Annotated in this window: 11 protein-coding genes and 1 tRNA gene; 3 read left to right on the top strand and 9 right to left on the bottom strand. The window is 70.6% G+C overall.

Features of this window, described 5'->3' with window-relative positions; genetic code table 11:
- Positions 1 to 57: 57 nt before the first annotated feature.
- The gene (locus tag ACGH52_RS19520) at positions 58 to 600 is read left to right on the top strand and encodes a hypothetical protein (protein WP_193777409.1); all 543 of its coding nucleotides are present in this window, start codon (positions 58 to 60) and stop codon (positions 598 to 600) included.
- A 366-nt stretch (positions 601 to 966) separates the two neighbouring features.
- On the top strand, positions 967 to 5,355 hold the full coding sequence (locus tag ACGH52_RS19515) for a hypothetical protein (protein ID WP_399941028.1): 4,389 nt from the start codon (positions 967 to 969) through the stop codon (positions 5,353 to 5,355).
- Positions 5,356 to 5,565: 210 nt separating this feature from the next.
- Here the strand turns inward: ACGH52_RS19515 and ACGH52_RS19510 are convergent.
- From ACGH52_RS19510 to dnaA, 9 genes are all read right to left on the bottom strand, one after another.
- Positions 5,566 to 5,642: transfer RNA gene (locus tag ACGH52_RS19510), tRNA-Ile, on the bottom strand.
- A gap of 111 nt (positions 5,643 to 5,753) precedes the next feature.
- Positions 5,754 to 6,479 carry a DUF3566 domain-containing protein gene (locus ACGH52_RS19505; RefSeq protein ID WP_171987270.1) on the bottom strand — a complete coding sequence of 242 codons (726 nt, stop codon included), beginning with the start codon at positions 6,477 to 6,479 and terminating at the stop codon, positions 5,754 to 5,756.
- An 18-nt stretch (positions 6,480 to 6,497) separates the two neighbouring features.
- Positions 6,498 to 9,092, bottom strand: a complete 2,595-nt coding sequence (gene gyrA / locus ACGH52_RS19500; RefSeq protein ID WP_076975207.1) for a DNA gyrase subunit A — start codon at positions 9,090 to 9,092, stop codon at positions 6,498 to 6,500.
- A gap of 42 nt (positions 9,093 to 9,134) precedes the next feature.
- Entirely contained in the window at positions 9,135 to 11,195 is a 2,061-nt protein-coding gene (gene gyrB, locus ACGH52_RS19495; protein ID WP_171987271.1) for a DNA topoisomerase (ATP-hydrolyzing) subunit B, read from the bottom strand.
- A 434-nt stretch (positions 11,196 to 11,629) separates the two neighbouring features.
- A complete protein-coding gene (locus ACGH52_RS19490; RefSeq protein WP_121701869.1) occupies positions 11,630 to 12,211 on the bottom strand; it encodes a DUF721 domain-containing protein in 582 nt (193 codons plus the stop codon).
- Positions 12,208 to 13,329 (bottom strand): DNA replication/repair protein RecF, encoded by a 1,122-nt coding sequence (gene recF / locus ACGH52_RS19485; protein WP_210975173.1) that lies wholly within the window; start codon positions 13,327 to 13,329, stop codon positions 12,208 to 12,210. The genes ACGH52_RS19490 and recF overlap by 4 nt, the downstream gene beginning before the upstream one ends.
- A gap of 32 nt (positions 13,330 to 13,361) precedes the next feature.
- The gene (gene gnd / locus ACGH52_RS19480) at positions 13,362 to 14,237 is read right to left on the bottom strand and encodes a phosphogluconate dehydrogenase (NAD(+)-dependent, decarboxylating) (protein ID WP_399941021.1); all 876 of its coding nucleotides are present in this window, start codon (positions 14,235 to 14,237) and stop codon (positions 13,362 to 13,364) included.
- 201 nt (positions 14,238 to 14,438) lie between these two features.
- The gene (dnaN, locus tag ACGH52_RS19475) at positions 14,439 to 15,569 is read right to left on the bottom strand and encodes a DNA polymerase III subunit beta (RefSeq protein WP_399941018.1); all 1,131 of its coding nucleotides are present in this window, start codon (positions 15,567 to 15,569) and stop codon (positions 14,439 to 14,441) included.
- Positions 15,570 to 16,491: 922 nt separating this feature from the next.
- Entirely contained in the window at positions 16,492 to 18,510 is a 2,019-nt protein-coding gene (gene dnaA, locus ACGH52_RS19470; RefSeq protein WP_399941014.1) for a chromosomal replication initiator protein DnaA, read from the bottom strand.
- 377 nt (positions 18,511 to 18,887) lie between these two features.
- On the opposite strand from dnaA, the gene rpmH reads away from it, so the two are divergent.
- The gene (gene rpmH, locus ACGH52_RS19465) at positions 18,888 to 19,025 is read left to right on the top strand and encodes a 50S ribosomal protein L34 (protein ID WP_003975051.1); all 138 of its coding nucleotides are present in this window, start codon (positions 18,888 to 18,890) and stop codon (positions 19,023 to 19,025) included.
- The last annotated feature ends 14 nt before the right edge of the window (positions 19,026 to 19,039 follow it).

Raw genomic sequence — 19,039 nt, 5'->3', positions numbered from 1 at the left:
CTCGTACGCAGTGCGGAGTCGTGACTGGGGGACGGTTTGGGGACCGGCGAGCAACTCGTGACGATCGCGGCCGTCCTGCTCGGCGCGCTGACCACGCACGTCACGAACCATCTGATGGAGCGGAGCAGGAACCGCCACCTGCTGCTCACCAGGTGGGACGACAAGAAGGTCGACGCCTACGGGGAGTACGTGGACGCCGCCAAGATGAGGATCGCCGCGTCCGTGCCGCTGTACGAGACGCGGGAAGGGCTGCGCGAGAGCCACCGGAGCGAGGAGGACCTGCGCGACGACCTGGCGGAGGCGAGCCGGCGCTGGGGCTCGGCCTTCGAGCGGGTCATGCTGCTCGGCGGGGACGAGGCCATCGAGTCCGGGCACGAGCTGAACGTGGTGCTCGCCGAGATCGACTGGCAGGCGACCGGGCGGATCGAGGGCACCCTGGAGGAGTGGCGGGAGCGGCACCGGGCGGCGTTCCGCGCCATCAACGCCTTCCACGAGGACGCCAGGGCCGACCTCGGCATCCGGGGCGGCGTCACCGGCGAGAAGCATCCGGAGCGCGATCTGCTGGTCCCGCCCGCGCGCCGGGCGGGTGCCGGGGACTGACCGCGGCGGTCGCACCCGCCCCTCATCCACACGTACGCGTCGGCATGGTTTGGCTCCGGTCCCTCCCCTCGTGGGGACCGGTGCCAAACCATGCCGGCGCCGTTCTCGTGGGCGGTACCGGACCGGGGCGGGGAGGGCGGGCCACCGAAAGCTGACCGAGAACATGCGGCCTCATGGGGTGGCTCTCCGAGTCCTGAGCCGCTGACCTGTCCGGGTGCCGCGGGGCCGCCTCGCCACTGCGACGCGATCCTGCCACCCGTGGTCGCCGCAGAGGAGGTTCCGGACTCATGCGACCCCTGTAGCCGCAGGTCAGCCGTATAGAGTGAGTTTTCCGGTCCGGACGTCCAGGTGCGGGGGAAGTAAGGAGTGGAGACCTTGAGTTTCGACTCAGGGGCACGCACGGCCTTCGCGGAACGCCTCGCACTGCTGTACAGGGAGGCGGGCAACCCTCCCCTGAAACGTGTGTCCGAGGCCGTCGTCCGGCTCCAGCGGGTCGACGAACGAGGGCGGCCCGTGCGGGTCTCCGCCCAGCGGATCAGCGACTGGCGGCGGGCCAAGAACGTGCCCGCCCAGTTCCCCGCCCTGGCGGCCGTCCTGCACGTCCTCATACCCCAGGCGCGGCGCGCCCGGCCGGTACCGGTCTCCACCGGCCTGTACGACCTGGCCCAGTGGCAGCGCCTGTGGGAGCGGGCGCTGGCCGACCCGACCGGTGAACGCCCCGCGCCGACCGCGGCCGCGGAGCAGCCCCCCGCCGAGGCTCCGGCGGCCCCCGGCGGGATCTGCCCCTACCGGGGACTGGCCGCCTACCGCCGACAGGACGCCGACTGGTTCTTCGGGCGGGAGCGGAGCACGCGGGCCCTGGTCGCCCAGCTCCACGCGACGCGGGACACCGGCGGCCTGGTCATGCTCGTGGGCGCCTCCGGAGCGGGGAAGTCCTCGCTGCTCAACGCCGGTCTGGTGCCCGCTCTGCGCACCGGCACGCCGGACGCCGGCGACGGTCCGCCCAGGCGGGTGCTCCAGCTCGTGCCGGGGGCCGACCCGCTCGGCGAGCTGACCCGCCTGATACCGCAGCTCGCGCCGGTCGTCGGCGCCATCAGGGAAGCGGCGGCCCAGGAGACGGCGGCCCAGGAGGCGGCGACCCCGGACCCGGGCGCCCCCGAGCCCCACCCCCCGGGCCGCCCACGGGCGGAGGACGCGGCGAGGGCAGCCGTCGCGGCATGGGCGGCCACCGCGGTACGCCCGTCCGGGCCGGACGGGAGGGACGGGACGGGCAGCCGGGGCAGCCAGGGCGGCCGGGGCAGCCCGGCAGGGCAGGCGAGCCATGCGGGCCGGGACGGTCGGACAGACCCGGGAGACCAGGCGGACAGGGCAGACCTGATCGACCGGAGCGGCCCGGACGCCCCCGCAGAGCAACCAAGCCAGGCGAGCCTGGACACCCATACCGGACAAGTCACCCACCCAGAACAAACCGGCCGGGCAAGCCCGACAAGCCCGGACGGCCGGAACAACCGGCCGAACCGAGACCCCCGGGCACTCCACAATGCCCCGACAGGCGCCCCGCCGGGTGCCCGTCCGGTCGTCATCGTGGACCAGTTCGAGGAACTCTTCACCCTCTGCGCCGACGAGGCGGACCGGCGCGTGTTCATCCGGCTGCTCCAGGCCGCCTGCACGCCCGGCGCCGACGGCGGCCCGCCACCGGTGCTGGTGACCCTGGGCGTACGCGCCGACTTCTACGACCGGTGCCTGCGGTACCCCGAGCTGGCCGACGCGCTGCAGCACCGGCACATGGTGCTCGGGCCGCTGACCACCGCGGAACTGCGCGAGGCGGTGACCGCGCCCGCCAGGGCCGTCGGCATGGAGCTCGAACCGGGACTCGCCGAGCTGATCATCCGCGAGGTGAGCACCGACAGCCCGCGCGGGGCCCACGACGCGGGTGTGCTGCCGCTCCTCTCCCACGCCCTGCTCGCGACCTGGCAGCGGCGCAAGGCGGGCCGGCTGACCCTGGCCGGTTACCGCGCGGCCGGCGGCATCCAGGGGGCGGTGGCCGCGACCGCCGAACGGGCCTGGTCCGGTCTGGACCCGGCGGCCCGCACGGCCGCGCGGCTGCTGCTGCTCAGGCTGGTCCGGCTGAGCGAGGACACCCAGGCCACCCGCAGGCGCAGCACGCGGCGTCGGCTGGCCGAGGAGTCGGTGGACCCCGACAAGACCGAGGAGTCGCTGGAGGCGCTGGTACGGGCCCGGCTGGTGACGCTCGACTCGGACACCGTGGAGATCACCCACGAGGCGCTGCTGCACGCCTGGCCCCGGCTGCGCGACTGGATCGACGAGGACCGCGCCGGAAACCTGCTGCGCCAGCGGCTGGAGGAGGACGGCCTGGCCTGGGAGGAGTCGGACCGCGACAGCGCACTGCTGTACCGGGGCTCCCGGCTGGAGCAGGCCGGCGGCTGGGCGAAGTCGGCCGGTGACACCTTCCTCACCCGCAGCGCGGTGGAGTTCCTGGCCGCCGCGGTCAGGCTGCGCAGGCGCACCGTCGTGATCAGGCGTGCCGCGGTGTCCGCGCTGGTCGTCCTGACCCTCGTGGCCGTCGGTTCGGCGGTACTCGCCTGGCAGCAGCGCAACGACGCCGTGTTCGAGCAGGTGGTCGCCGAAGCGGACCGGGTCGAGGACACGGACCCGTCCCTGTCGGCCCAGCTCGACCTGGCGGCGCACCGCCTGCGGCCGGACGACGAGGACGTCAGGAACCGGCTGATCTCGATCGTGAACGCGCCCCTGGCCACCCCGCTCCTCGGCCACACGGGCGCCGTGTACCTCACCTCGTTCAGCCCCGACGGACGGATCCTCGCGACGGCCAGCTACGACCGGACCGTCCGGCTCTGGGACGTCTCGGACCCCGGCCGTCCGAAGCGGCTGGGCAAGCCCCTCACCGGGCACGGCAGCTGGGTGAGCACCGCGGTGTTCAGCCCGGACGGCCGCACCCTGGCCACCGCGTCGGACGACGGCACGATCCGGCTGTGGGACGTGCGGGACCCCGGCCGCCCGCGCCCGCTCGGCGCCCCGCTGGCCGGGCACGGCGGCACCGTCTACCTGCTCGCCTTCAGTCCGGACGGCCACACCCTGGCCTCCGCCCACGACGACCGCACCGTCCGCCTGTGGGACGTCGCCGACCCGCGCCGCCCCGAGGCGCTCGACACGCTGACCGGCCCCACCGCGGCGGTGCGCTCGGTGGCCTTCAGCCCCGACGGACACACGCTCGCGGCCGGCGGCGACGACGAGAAGGTCCGGCTCTGGGACGTGGCCGACCCGCGCCGCCCCGAGCCGGCCGGCGCACCGCTGGCCGGTCACAGCGGCCTGGTGCACTCCGTGGCCTTCAGCCCCGACGGCCGCACCCTCGCCAGCGGCAGCGCGGACGACACCGTACGGCTGTGGGACGTCACCGACCCCGCCGGGGCGAAGCCGGTCGGCGCACCACTCACCGGCCACAGCGGACCCGTCTGGGCGGTGGCGTTCAGCCCCGACGGCGCCATGCTCGCCGCGAGCAGCGCGGACAGCACGGCGAGCCTGTGGAACGTCAGCGACCCGGCCTACCCCTCACAGGTCGGCGTGCCCCTCGCCGGCGGCAGCGGTGAGATGTACGCCCTCGGCTTCAGCCCCGACGGGCACACCCTCGCCACCGGCAGCGGTGACAGCAAGGTCCGTCTGTGGTCGCTGCCGACGTCGGACATGATCGGCCGTATCGGAGCCTTCCGCCCGGACGGACAGGTACTGGCGACGGCCGCCCGCGACGGCCGGGTCCGGCTCTGGGACGTGGCCGCCCCCGCCCGTCCCGTGTCGCTGAGCGCCCCCTTCCGGCCCGGCGAGGGAGACATACGGTCCCTGGTGTTCTCCCCGGACGGCAAGACGCTCGCGGTGCTCGTGGGGGGCGGCGCGCTGCGGCTGTGGGACGTCACGGACCCGGCCAGGCCCAAGGCCCACGGACCGCCCGTGGCGCTGCGCACCCGGTACGCGGGCCCCGACACGCTGGCTTTCAGTCCCGACGGCCGCACCCTGGCCACGGCCCACGACGACCGCACCGTCCAGCTGTGGAACGCCGAGGACCCATCCCGCCCCCGCCGTCTGGGCAAGCCGCTCGCGGGCCACACGGGATACGTCAACACGCTCGCGTTCAGCCCGGACGGCCGCACCCTCGCCAGCGGCGGCGCGGACGACGCCGTACGCCTGTGGGACGTCACCGATCCCGCGCACGCCACCCGCCTCGGCGCGGCCCGTACCGGGCACCTCGGGCCCGTCAACGTCCTCGCCTACAGCCCCGACGGCCGCACCCTGGCCAGCGGCAGCGACGACGGTACGGTCCGGCTCTGGGACGTCGACGGGCCGGGCGAGGCGTCCGGGGGCGGGACCACGCTCGCCGGACACACCGACTCGGTGCTGTCGCTGACGTTCAGCCGGGACGGCTCCACGCTGGCCAGCGGCGCCAACGACAACACGGTCCGGCTCTGGAGCGTCACCGACCCCGCCGAGGCCGCCCCCATCGGCCAGGCGATGAGCCCCAACGCCAAGGCGGGCAACTTCCTGTCCTTCAGCCCCGGGCACCACATGCTCGGGGTCTCCAGCGGCACGGACACCGTCCGGCTGTGGAGCCTGGGCGTGGACGACGCCATCGACCGCATCTGCTCGGCCACCCGGGGCGTGCTGACCGAGGAGAAGTGGCACGAGTACCTGCCGCGCCTGGACTACGAACCACCGTGCGACCGGTGAGCCCGCCCCCGCATACGTGATCCCTGTCACAACACGGTCACCCGACCGACCAGTCGGCACCCACTGGACACCCGGCCTTGTTAGCCTTGTCCACAGCCCGACCGCTGGCGCATCCCCCGTCGCCAGCGGTCGGGTCTTTTCTTGAACTCCCCCGCCCCACCACGCCGAACGCGAAGACCCCCAACCGGATCCGGTTGGGGGTCTTCGTGCTGGTGGGGCTAACAGGATTTGAACCTGTGGCCTCATCCTTATCAGGGATGCGCTCTAACCAACTGAGCTATAGCCCCGCCGCGCTCTGCGGTGTATGTCCCGCGCGCTGACTCCTGAAGATTAGCGCACGAGGCGGGCAGTCCCAAAATCGGTTGTCGCACCGCCGGAGAGCGGGGCCGAGCCGCGGATCACTCGTCCTCGGCGAGCGTCAGCTCCACGCCGCCGACGAAGCCGGCGGACAGGTTGTAGATGAACGCGCCGAGGGTGGCCAGGGCCGTCGCGAGGACCACGTCGATGACCGCGATGACGGTCGCGAACATCAGCACGTTGGGCAGCGACAGGAAGGACTGCAGGTCGAAGCCGTTGGACTCGTTGGACCCGGTGGCCTCGGCGATCGTGCCGCCGACCGTCGAGAAGACGCCCATGGCGTCCATGACCATCCACAGCACGGCGGACGCGACGATGGTGCAGATGCCGAGCGCGATGGAGAGCAGGAAGCTGACCTTCATCACCGACCACGGGTCGGCCTTCGACACACGCAGCCGCGCCTTGCGCACGCGGGGCGTGGTGCGTGCGCCGGTGCGCGGGCGGCGCACGGCCGCCGTGTTGCCGCCGTGGGTCTGGTAGGCCTGCGGCGGGTGGTACGGCCCGCCGGGCTGCTGGGGCTGCCGTTCTCCCGGCAGCGGCGAGGCCGCCTGCTGAGTCTGCTGGCCTCGGGTGTCCGTCACAGTTCCCCCCTGGGATCCATGCGTTGTGGACGAGCTCCCCGCGTGCGAGTCGGTCGCTCCGTCGTCGATCTTGCGCAGTTGAGTCGTGTGCGAATCCGTCGCACGCGCGGCGGAGCCACGGCCGCCGCCGCCCGTTTCCGTACCCGTGGGGGTACCGGCCGATCCGGCGCCCGTGGCTCCGCTCACGATGACTCTCTCCTCGTGCTACTCGGCCGAGGGCGCCTCACCCTCGTCCGTGCCGGTGGTCGCGGCACCCTCGGCGGTCTCGTCGACGACCACATCGCCGTCGACCTCCTCCGCCTCGCGTCCCGCCTCGGCGTTGCGTGCGATGCCGACGACGGCATCGCGCTTGCCCAGATTGATCAGTTGAACGCCCATGGTGTCACGGCCGGTCTCCCTGACCCCGTTGACTCGCGTACGAATCACACCGCCCGAGAGTGTGATGGCGAGGATCTCGTCGTGCTCCTCGACCACCAGCGCGCCCACGAGCGACCCGCGGTCCTCGACGATCTTGGCAGCCTTGATGCCGAGGCCGCCGCGACCCTGGACGCGGTACTCGTCGACGGAGGTCCGCTTCGCGTAACCGCCGTCGGTGGCAGTGAACACGAACGTACCGGCTCGAACAACATTCATCGAGAGCAGCTCGTCCCCTTCGCGGAAACTCATGCCCTTGACGCCCGAGGTGGCACGGCCCATCGGACGCAGCGTGTCGTCCGACGCGGTGAACCTGATCGACTGTGCCTTCTTGCTGATCAGCAGCAGATCGTCCTCGGCCGAGACGAGTTCGGCCCCGATCAGTTCGTCATCGCTTCCGTCCGCCTGCTCCCGCAGGTTGATGGCGATGACACCACCCGAGCGCGGCGAGTCGTAGTCCTTCAGCGGCGTCTTCTTCACCAGACCGGCCTTGGTGGCCAGGACCAGGTACGGCACCGCCTCGTAGTCCCGGATCGCGCGGATCTGGGCGATCGACTCGTCCGGCTGGAAGGCCAGCAGGTTCGCCACGTGCTGGCCGCGCGCGTCCCGGCCGGCGTCCGGCAGCTCGTAGGCCTTGGCGCGGTAGACGCGGCCCTTGTTGGTGAAGAACAGCAGCCAGTGGTGCGTGGTGGACACGAAGAAGTGGTTGACGATGTCGTCTTCCTTGAGCTTCGCGCCGCGCACGCCCTTGCCACCGCGCTTCTGCGCCCGGTAGTCGTCGGTCTTGGTGCGCTTGATGTAACCGCCACGCGTGACCGTGACGACGATGTCCTCCTCGGCGATCAGGTCCTCGATGGACATGTCGCCCTCATAGGGGATCAGCTTCGTCTTGCGGTCGTCGCCGTACTTCTCGACCAGCGCGGTCAGCTCCTCGCTGACGATCCCGCGCTGGCGGACGGGGGAGGCGAGGATCTCGTTGTACTCGGTGATCTTCGCCTGGAGTTCGTCGTGCTCCCGGACGATCTTCTGCCGCTCCAGGGCCGCCAGGCGGCGCAGCTGCATCTCGAGGATGGCGTTGGCCTGGATCTCGTCGATCTCCAGGAGGTCCATCAGGCCCCCGCGCGCGATCTCGACGGTGTCGCTGCGCCGGATCAGCGCGATGACCTCGTCGATGGCGTCCAGCGCCTTGAGCAGACCGCGCAGGATGTGCGCCCGCTCCTCCGCCTTGCGCAGCCTGAAGCGCGTACGGCGGACGATGACCTCGATCTGGTGGTTCACCCAGTGGCGGATGAACGCGTCCAGGGACAGGGTGCGCGGCACGCCGTCGACCAGGGCCAGCATGTTGGCGCCGAAGTTGGTCTGCAGGTCGGTGTGCTTGTACAGGTTGTTCAGGACGACCTTGGCGACCGCGTCCCGCTTGAGGACGATCACCAGGCGCTGGCCGGTGCGCGAGGACGTCTCGTCGCGGACGTCGGCGATGCCGCCGACCTTGCCGTCCTTCACCAGGTCGGCGATCTTCTGCGCGAGGTTGTCCGGGTTGACCTGGTAGGGCAGCTCCGTGACCACCAGGCACTGGCGGTTCTGGATCTCCTCGACCTCTACGACCGCGCGCATGGTGATCGAGCCGCGCCCGGTGCGGTAGGCCTCCTCGATGCCCTTGCGGCCCACCACCAGGGCGCCGGTGGGGAAGTCGGGGCCCTTGATGCGCTCGATCAGCGCGTCGAGCAGTTCCTCGTGCGAGGCCTCGTAGTTCTCCAGGTACCACTGCGCTCCGGCCGCGACCTCGCGCAGGTTGTGCGGCGGGATGTTGGTCGCCATGCCGACCGCGATGCCCGCCGAACCGTTGATCAGCAGGTTCGGGAAGCGGGCCGGCAGGACGGTCGGCTCCTGGGAGCGGCCGTCGTAGTTGTCCGTGAAGTCGACGGTCTCCTCGTCGATGTCGCGGACCATCTCCATCGACAGCGGCGCCATCTTGCACTCGGTGTAGCGCATGGCCGCCGCCGGGTCGTTGCCCGGCGAGCCGAAGTTGCCGTTGGAGTCGACGAGCGGCATCCGCATCGACCAGGGCTGGGCGAGGCGGACCAGCGCGTCGTAGATGGAGCTGTCGCCGTGCGGGTGGTAGTTGCCCATGACGTCGCCGACGACGCGGGCGCACTTGTAGAAGCCGCGCTCGGGGCGGTAGCCGCCGTCGTACATGGCGTACAGCACCCGGCGGTGCACGGGCTTGAGGCCGTCGCGGACGTCGGGCAGCGCACGCGAGACGATGACGGACATCGCGTAGTCGAGGTACGAGCGCTGCATCTCCGTCTCGAGCCCGACGGGCTCGACACGCATCGCCAGGGCGTCACCCTCGGGCGTGGTCACAGGAGTGTTCTCGTCGGTCATTGCTGGTGAAGGTCCTTCCTGGTGCGGTCAGCTGAGACCGACTCAGATGTCGAGGAAGCGGACGTCCTTGGCGTTGCGCTGGATGAACGCGCGCCGGGCCTCGACGTCCTCGCCCATCAGCACCGAGAACAGGTCGTCGGCCTGCGCGGCGTCGTCGAGCGTGACCTGGCCGAGCACCCGGTGCTCCTGGTCCATGGTCGTGATGCGCAGCTCCTCGGCGTTCATCTCGCCGAGACCCTTGAAGCGCTGCACGGAGTCCTCGCGGATGCGCTTGCCCGCGTTGCGGCCCATCTCGATCAGCGCGTCGCGCTCCCGGTCGGAGTACGCGTACTCGAAGTCGTCCCGGCCCCACTTGATCTTGTACAGCGGCGGGCGGGACAGGTACACGTGCCCGGACTCGACCAGCGGCCGCATGAAGCGGAACAGGAAGGTCAGCAGCAGGGTGTTGATGTGCTGGCCGTCGACGTCGGCGTCCGCCATCAGGATGATCTTGTGATAACGGAGCTTCTCGATGTCGAAGTCCTCGTGCACACCGGTGCCGAACGCGGAGATCATCGCCTGGATCTCCTGGTTCTGCAGGATCCGGTCGATGCGCGCCTTCTCGACGTTGAGGATCTTGCCGCGGATCGGGAGGATCGCCTGGTACTGCGGGTTGCGGCCGGACTTGGCCGAACCGCCGGCGGAGTCGCCCTCGACGATGAAGATCTCGCACTTGGTCGGGTCGTTCGACTGGCAGTCGGACAGCTTGCCCGGCAGCGACGCCGACTCCAGCAGGCCCTTGCGGCGCGTCAGGTCGCGGGCCTTGCGGGCCGCCACGCGCGCGTGGGCCGCCTGGATACCCTTGCGGATGATGTCCGCGGCCTCGTTGGGGTTGCGGTCGAGCCAGTCCGTCAGGTGCTCGTAGACGACCTTCTGGACGAAGGTCTTCACCTCGGTGTTGCCCAGCTTCGTCTTGGTCTGGCCCTCGAACTGCGGCTCCGCCAGCTTGACCGAGATGATCGCGGTCAGACCCTCCCGGATGTCGTCACCCGTGAGGTTGTCGTCCTTCTCGCGCAGCAGCTTCTTGTCCCGCGCGTACTTGTTGATCAGCGAGGTGAGCGCCGCGCGGAAGCCCTCCTCGTGGGTGCCGCCCTCGTGCGTGTGGATGATGTTGGCGAAGGAGTACACGCCCTCCGTGTAGCCGCCGTTCCACTGCATGGCGACCTCGAGGGACAGGCTCTTGTCCTTGTCCTCGGCCTCCAGGTCGATCACCGTCGGGTGCACCAGCTCTCCCTTGCGGGAGTTGAGGTACGTCACGAAGTCGACGATGCCGCCCTCGTAGTGGTACGAGACGCTCTTCTCCTCGTGCTTCTCGTCCTCGCCCGCCTCGTCCGCGCCGGCGGTGGCCTTCGCCGACTCGCGCTCGTCGGTGAGGTTGATGCGCAGGCCCTTGTTGAGGAAGGCCATCTCCTGGAAGCGCCGGGAGAGCGTCTCGAAGGAGTAGTCGGTGGTCTCGAAGATGTCGCCGTCGGCCCAGAAGGTGACCGACGTGCCGGTCTCCTCGGTGGCCTCGTGCCGGGCGAGCGACGCCGTGGGGACGCCCAGCTTGTACTCCTGCGTCCAGCGGTAGCCGTCGGTCTTGACCTCCACCGCGACCCGCGTGGAGAGGGCGTTGACGACGGAGACACCCACGCCGTGCAGACCGCCGGAGACCGCGTAGCCGCCGCCGCCGAACTTGCCGCCCGCGTGCAGCACGGTCAGCACGACCTCGACGGCGGGCTTTCCCTCGGAGGGGACGATGCCCACCGGGATGCCGCGGCCGTTGTCGACGACCCGGACTCCGCCGTCGGCGAGGATCGTCACGTCGATCGTGTCCGCGTGACCGGCCAGCGCCTCGTCGACGGAGTTGTCCACGACCTCCTGCACCAGGTGGTGCAGGCCCCGCTCACCGGTCGAACCGATATACATACCGGGTCGCTTGCGGACCGCGTCCAGACCCTCGAGGACGGTGATGGCACTGGCGTCGTACGACGCCGAGGCTTCGCCGTGCGGGGTGCTCACCGCGTCGTTCACGCCGGTGTCGGTGGACGGGTTGTTCTCGTTGGGGTTGCCGGAATCGGCCACGAAGCGCCCTTTCTGGCACAGCACGAGCCGGGCTCGTCGGCAGGTTGCCGGAGCGGCTGCGGCATGTTGCGTTGGTAAGCCTTGATCAGCGTTGCTCAGCTAGTCCCGGACGGTCCCCACGATCGGGGCGGGATTCTCTCTCATTCTACCGGTACCACTGACACTGATGGGGGTTTGCCGGTACCTGAGTCCGCATGTGCCGCCCTGAACGAGCCTCGTCCGACTCCCGATATGCGGAAGGGGGCCTCAAGAGGCTCACAACGGCACTCAGCGCTTCGAGGCGTCAACCCTTTGCTACTTGGGAGTCAGATCCCGCTTCGACGCCCCGCGCGGGGGTACGGCGCAGCACGCCCCGACGGTTCACTCCGACCGGCGGCGCGCTTTTTTGTGAGGTACATCACGCATCTCTGACGGGGTGCCAGACCGCCCCCGCGTCACCCGTAGGTGTCGCCCGGGCCCTGGCTGCCGGGCGCCCGCAAGGGCCCGTAGCGCCGGCCCGGACCACCTGGACCACCGGGTCCGAGGACCTTGATCATTCGTACCGAGCCGTGCCCCAGGTCCTCGTTGAGCCGGGCCACCAGCGTCGGCGCGAGCAGCCGCAGGTTCGTCGCCCACGCCGTCGAGTCGCAGCGCACGACCAGCACCCGCTCGTCCTCGTCGTACCGCTCCGGCACACAGTGCTTCGCCACGTCCTCACCGACGATCTGCGGCCAGCGGCCCATCACCCCGCCCACCGCCGCGGGCGTCTCCCAGCCGCGCTCGGTGATCAGCCGGTTGATCGCGGAACCCAGCGCCATGGGGTCGCGGCCGTCGGCCCGCGCCCCGGAGCGCAGACCCCCGCGCCGCGCCTGCTTCTTCTGCTGGACCGCGTCCCCACGCGCGCGTGCCGCCTCCCGCGCCGCCCTGAGCGCCACGCGCGCGAGGTCGACGCCGGACGGCTCCTGTCCGCCTGTGCCGGGGGCCTTCCCGTGGTCCCCGGAGGGAAGCCCCTCGGGGGCCGGCTCGTCGGCGCTCATACGCGCTCCACCGTCCCCTCCGCCACCGTGAACCGCGCCCCCGCCAGCACATGCGGTACGTCGTCGTCGACCGCGGCCGTCACCAGCACCTGCTCCCCGGGCGCCACCAGCTCGGCCAGCCGCTCCCGGCGCCGCGCGTCCAGCTCGGCGAAGACGTCGTCCAGCACCAGCACCGGCTCGTTGCCCTCCGCCCGCAGCAGGTCGAAGGAGGCCAGCCGCAGCGCCAGCGCGTACGACCACGACTCGCCGTGGGAGGCGTAGCCCTTGGCGGGCAGCGAGCCGAGCTTCAGCAGCAGGTCGTCCCGGTGCGGACCGACCAGCGTGACGCCCCGCTCGATCTCCTGCTTGCGCGCCTCGGCGAGCGCCGCCATCAGCTGCTCGTACAGGTCCTCGCGCGTGTGCGCCTCACCGGGCGCCGACGGCTTGTACTCCAGGGCGAGGGGGCCGCCGCCCGGGGCCAGCTGCTCGTACGCCTTGTCGGCCAGCGGCTGCACGGCCGCGATCAGGTCGAGACGCTGGGCGAGCAGCTCGGCGCCCGCGCGCGCGAGGTGCTGGTCCCAGACGTCCAGCGTGGACAGGTCCAGCGTGCGGCCGCCGTGCCGGCGGGCGAGCGCGGCCGACTTCAGCAGGGTGTTGCGCTGCTTGAGTACCCGGTCGTAGTCGGAGCGCACCCCGGCCATCCGCGGCGAGCGGGCGGTGATCAGCTCGTCCAGGAACCGGCGCCGCTCACCGGGGTCGCCCTTGACCAGCGCGAGATCCTCCGGCGCGAACAGCACGGTGCGCACGATGCCGAGCACGTCACGCGGTTTGACCTGCGAGGACCGGTTGATACGGGCGCGGTTGGCCTTGCCCGGGTTCAGCTCCAGCTCGATCAGCTGCTGCCGCTCGCCCTGCCGGACCTGGGCCCGGATCACGGCCCGCTCGGCGCCCATGCGGACCAGCGGCGCGTCGGAGGAGACCCGGTGGCTGCCGAGGGTGGCGAGGTAGCCGACCGCCTCGACCAGGTTCGTCTTGCCCTGCCCGTTCGGGCCGACGAACGCGGTGACGCCCGGGTCCAGGGGCACCTCGACCCGGGCGTACGAACGGAAGTCGGCCAGCGACAGATGCGTGACGTGCATGGTCGTGCGCCGACCTCCCCAACTGGTGGTGCCTACTTCTTCTCTACCGCGTGGCCGCCGAACTGGTTCCGCAGCGCGGCGATCATCTTCATCTGCGGCGAGTCGTCCTGCCGGGACGCGAACCGCGCGAAGAGGGAGGCCGTGATCGCGGGCAGCGGCACCGCGTTGTCGATCGCCGCCTCCACAGTCCAGCGTCCCTCACCGGAGTCCTGTGCATAACCCCGGAGCCCGTCCAGGTGCTCGTCGTCGTCGAGCGCGTTGACGGCCAGGTCGAGCAGCCAGGAGCGGATCACCGTGCCCTCCTGCCAGGAGCGGAAGACCTCGCGGACGTTGTCCACGGAGTCGACCTTCTCCAGCAGCTCCCAGCCCTCGGCGTAGGCCTGCATCATCGCGTACTCGATGCCGTTGTGGACCATCTTCGCGAAGTGGCCCGCGCCCACCTTGCCGGCGTGCACGGCACCGAAGTCGCCCTCCGGCTTGAGGGCCTCGAAGACCGGCTGCACCCTGGCGACGTTCTCCGCGTCGCCGCCGTACATCAGCGCGTAGCCGTTCTCCAGGCCCCACACGCCGCCGGAGACGCCGCAGTCGACGAAGCCTATGCCCTTGGCCGCCAGCTCCTCGGCGTGCTTCTCGTCGTCCGTCCAGCGGGAGTTGCCGCCGTCCACGACGACGTCGCCGGGCTCCAGCAGCTCGCCGAGCCGGTCGACGGTGGCCTGGGTGGCCTCGCCCGCCGGGACCATCACCCACACCACGCGCGGTGCGCTGAGCTTGCCCACAAGCTCTTCCAGGCTGTGGACGTCGGCGAGGTCCGGATTGCGGTCGTATCCGACGACGGTGTGGCCCGCGCGGCGGATCCGCTCGCGCATGTTGCCGCCCATCTTGCCGAGGCCGACGAGACCGAGCTCCATCAGTTGCGTTCCTTAGGTGTGCGAGGTGGCAAGGCGGCACCTCCGAACCCGCCGGATGCGTGCCGCGGCACTTTCGTACCCGCGTCGAGCCTAAACCCGGACGCCCGTGCACAGCTGTGGGCATACGCGCTCAGACGTACGCCCTCACCTGCGGGTTCGCCCACACCCTGTGGACAGCGACCGACGGTGCGGCGGCCTTGCTCAGCCGCTCAGCCGCACCGGCATGATCAGGTACTTGTAGGCCTCGTCCGCCTCGGCGTCCACCGCGGGCTTGCCGCTGAGCAGGGCCGGCTTCGTGGACGTGGTGAAGGACAGCTGGGCGACCGGGGAGTCGATGGCGCTCAGGCCGTCCAGCAGGAAGGTCGGGTTGAAGGCGATCGAGATGTCGTCGCCCTCCAGCTGGGCGTCGACCCTTTCCACAGCCTGTGCGTCGTCGCTGGAGCCGGCCTCCAGGATGAGCACACCCTGCTCGAAGCTGAGCCGCACCGGGGTGTTGCGCTCGGCGACCAGGGCCACACGCTTGACGGCCTCCACGAAGGGGGCGGTCTCGATCACCGCGACGCTGTTGAACTCCGTCGGGAAGAGCGTCTTGTACTTCGGGAGGTCGCCCTCCAGCAGACGCGTCGTGGTCCGGCGGCCCGCGCCCTCGAAACCGATCAGGCCCTCGCCCGCGCCCGAGCCGGACAGCGCCAGGATCACCTGGTCACCGCTGGTCAGCGCCTTGGCGGTGTCCTGGAGCGTCTTGGCGGGCACCAGGGCGACCGCGGAGATGTCCGGGTTCTCCGGCTTCCACAGGAACTCGCGGACCGCGAAGCGGTAGCGGTCGGTGGAGGCCAGGGTCACCGAGTCGCGCTCGATCTCGATGCGCACACCGGTCAGGACGGGCAGCGTGTCGTCGCGGCCCGCGGCGATGGCCACCTGCTGCACGGCCGAGGCGAAGACCTCGCCGGGGACCGTGCCCGTGGCCTCCGGCATCTGCGGCAGCGCCGGGTACTCCTCCACCGGCAGGGTGTGGAGGGTGAACCGCGAGGAGCCGCAGACCACCGTCGCCCGTACACCGTCTGTGGAAATCTCCACCGGCCGGTTGGGGAGGGCGCGGGAGATGTCCGCGAGCAGCCGGCCCGAGACGAGGACCGTGCCCTCCTCCTCGATCTCGGCCTCCACCGACACCCGCGCCGAGACCTCGTAGTCGAAGCTGGACAGGCTCAGCTGCCCCTCCTCGGCCTTCAGCAGCAGGCCCGCGAGGACCGGCGCCGGCGGACGGGCCGGGAGGCTGCGAGCCGCCCAGGCCACTGCCTCCGCGAGTACGTCGCGTTCCACCCGGATCTTCACTGTTGCCGCCTCCTGCTGTTGCCGGCGCTGCTCGCCCTGCTTCGCCTTCGTCGTCTGACCGGTGTCGTCCGCCGCTGTGAGGGGCAGAACACCGGGGACCAGTCTGACGCACCCCACTGACAGTAGGTGCCGTTCGGGGTCAAGTCGTGACGAGGGGCGGTCGGGCTCGAGAGAGCGAGTTGTGCACAGGACCCGCTTCGAAACGAATTCCGCACTCTCTCTAGTCGTCAGTAGTAGTAGGGCCTGTGGATACCGTGGATAACCTCGTTTTCCCAGGTCAGACCGGGAATTTTGTCCACCGGGCCTGTGGGCGGAGCCGGTGGACAACCGGGCCCTTCTGTGGAGAACAGAAAGTTCTGCACACACCGTGCACAGGGAGAGGCGACTTCTCCCCAACGCCGTCCCCAGGTTTACCCACGTTTCCCACAGCCCAACCAGGCAGCTTGGTGTGACGCCTTTCACTCGACCCGGTGACGGGGCGCGTCACGTTGCCGAACAGTGGACAGGCATGTGGAGAAGCTGGGGATCGCTGGGGACAACCCCGTCCAGCCTGTGGGTTGCCCGTGGACAACCGAATGCACAGCCTGTGGATCAGTTCTTTGTCCACAGCCTGTGGAGATCGTTCGTCCACGAATCCACAGGGAGCTGACCTGCCCTGATGATCCCTCACCAGCCTGGCCTGTGGACAGGATCGGGACAACTTCCCAGTCCCCAAGGTGTGGACGGAAAAAACTGGCCCAATCTGTGGAGGACGCCCGTAACCCGGCAGGTATTCGAACAGCGGCCAGGCCAGCCGTGCGAGCCGGTGGAGCCGCGGGGAGGCGCCGAGACGCGCCGGGGACACGCTGGAGGCCCGCTGGAGGCACGTGAAAGGCGCCCCGGGGGGTCCCGGAGGCGCCTTCGTGGCCGGTGCCGGCGGTCGTCAGCCGTTCTTGATGCGGTTGGTCAGCTCGGTCACCTGGTTGTAGATCGAGCGCCGCTCCGCCATCAGATTGCGGATCTTCCGGTCGGCGTGCATCACCGTGGTGTGGTCCCGCCCGCCGAACAGCGCGCCGATCTTCGGCAGCGAGAGGTCCGTCAGCTCGCGGCACAGGTACATGGCGATCTGCCGGGCCGTCACGAGCGCCCGCCCGCGCGAGGTGCCGCACAGGTCCTCGACCGTGAGGCCGAAGTAGTCCGCGGTGGCGCCCATGATGGCCGTGGACGTGATCTCGGGGGCCGAGTCCTCGCCGCCGGGGATCAGGTCCTTGAGGACGATCTCGGTGAGGCCCAGGTCCACCGGCTGCCGGTTGAGCGAGGCGAACGCCGTCACCCGGATCAGCGCGCCCTCCAGCTCGCGGATGTTGCGCGAGATCCGCGAGGCGATGAACTCCAGTACCTCGGGCGGGGCGTTGAGCTGTTCCTGGACCGCCTTCTTGCGCAGGATCGCGATGCGCGTCTCCAGCTCCGGCGGCTGGACGTCGGTGATCAGTCCCCACTCGAAGCGGTTGCGGAGCCGGTCCTCCAGGGTCACCAGCTGCTTGGGCGGCCGGTCGCTGGAGAGCACGATCTGCTTGTTGGCGTTGTGGAGGGTGTTGAAGGTGTGGAAGAACTCCTCCTGCGTCGACTCCTTGTCCGCGAGGAACTGGATGTCGTCCACGAGCAGGATGTCCATCTCGCGGTACCGCTTGCGGAAGCTGTCGCCCTTGCCGTCGCGGATGGAGTTGATGAACTCGTTGGTGAACTCCTCCGAGCTGACGTAGCGCACGCGCGTGCCGGGGTAGAGGCTGCGCGCGTAGTGCCCGATGGCGTGCAGGAGGTGGGTCTTGCCGAGTCCCGACTCCCCGTAGATGAACAGGGGGTTGTAGGCCTTCGCGGGTGCCTCGGCGACGGCGACGGCCGCCGCGTGGGCGAAGCGGTTGGAGGCGCCGATGACGAAGGTGTCGAAGAGGTACTTCGGGTTCAGGCGCGCGGTCGGCTCGCCGGGGCCGGTCGCCGGCGCGGGCTGTGCGGCCAGCGGTCCGGGCGCCCCGGTGGCGGGCCCGGGGCCGACCGGGCCGCCGCGGTGGACGTGCCCGGATCCGGCCGGGGGCTCGGGCGGCTCACGGCGCGGGCCGCGCTGGTCGTAGTCCCCGCGCGGTTTGTCGTAGTCACCGCGGGGCTTGTCGTAGTCACCGTTCCGGGACTGCTCGTAGTCGCTGCGGGGCTTGTCGTAGTCGCTGCGCGACTGCTCGTACTCGTTCCGGGAGGGGTCGTACTCGCCGCGCTGGGTGTCGTAGGAAGAGCGGTCCGGGTGCTGCGGCCGGTAGTCCTGCTGGTACGGGGAGTGGGACTCGTGGGAGTACGGCGGTGGCGGCGGCTCCTGGCCGTACGGCTCCTGCGACGGGGAGGCGTAGGGGTCCCGTTCCGGGAAGCCGAGGCGCTGCTGCTGCCAGCCGTAGTCGTCCTGCTGCGCGGGGCGGGGCCAGGAGCCGGGCTCGGGGCGCTGGTACTCCTGCGGGTAGGCGGGCCGGGCGGTGGGGAGCTGGTCGCGGTTGCGGCCGTATCCCTCGTACTCGTCGCGGTACTCCTCGCGGCCGCCCTGTCCGGGGGCGGGGAGCTCGGGTTCCTCGTAGCGGGGCTGGGGGCGGGAGGGCGGTGCCTGGGGTGCCTGCGGAGCGGGGGCGGTGGGGCCGGTGGGATCACCCGCGGTGTCGTCGACGGTGATCGCGATGCGGATCGGGCGCCCGCACTCGCGGCTCAGGGTCTCGCTGACGATCGGGGCGAGGCGGCCCTCCAGTACGCCTTTCGCAAATTCGTTCGGTACGGCGAGCAGGGCGGTGTCGGCGACCAGCGCGAGCGGCTGGCAGCGGCGGATCCAGTGCTCGTCCTTCGACTCGACGCCCTGCCCGCGGCCCTCTCCGAGAAGTTGCTCCAATACGCGTGGCCACACTGCGGCAAGATCGGCAGGTACGTCAGCCACAGGGCACGCTCTCTCACGAGTCCCTCGAAGGTGTGATTCGGGGACGGGTCGGGATGAAACTCGGGTGGGGCAGGGATATGGGAACGAATCGGAGTCCAGTCACGGTAGTCAGCGCGACGGGTAGGGTTCAAGTCGTTGTCCCCAGCCTGTGGACAAGTGTCTCCCGGTCACCGCTGGTTTGACCGAATGGCGCAGTCGCACGTACCGTAACCAGGTCGAGTTGTCGATGGCTGCTGCCGCCTGCCTCCGATGGGCACAGGTCACGTCCAAGGTGATCGAAAAGCGGTGCACTCGGGCGTAACGCGAGCTACTCGTGGGCGCACGGTGACAGCCAGGACGGCACCCCGCCAACACCCGAATCTTTCTGGAGCCCCCGAGTGAGCAAGCGCACCTTCCAGCCGAACAACCGTCGCCGCGCGAAGACCCACGGCTTCCGGCTGCGTATGCGTACCCGTGCCGGCCGCGCGATCCTCGCGACCCGCCGCAGCAAGGGTCGCGCCCGTCTGTCCGCCTGATCCCGGTCAGGTCA

The organism is Streptomyces sp. BBFR25 (assembly GCF_044590125.1).
GTDB classification, from domain to species: domain Bacteria; phylum Actinomycetota; class Actinomycetes; order Streptomycetales; family Streptomycetaceae; genus Streptomyces; species Streptomyces canus_D.
The sequence above is the reverse complement of the archived record's forward strand: the minus strand, read 5'-3'. Positions and strand labels throughout refer to the sequence as shown.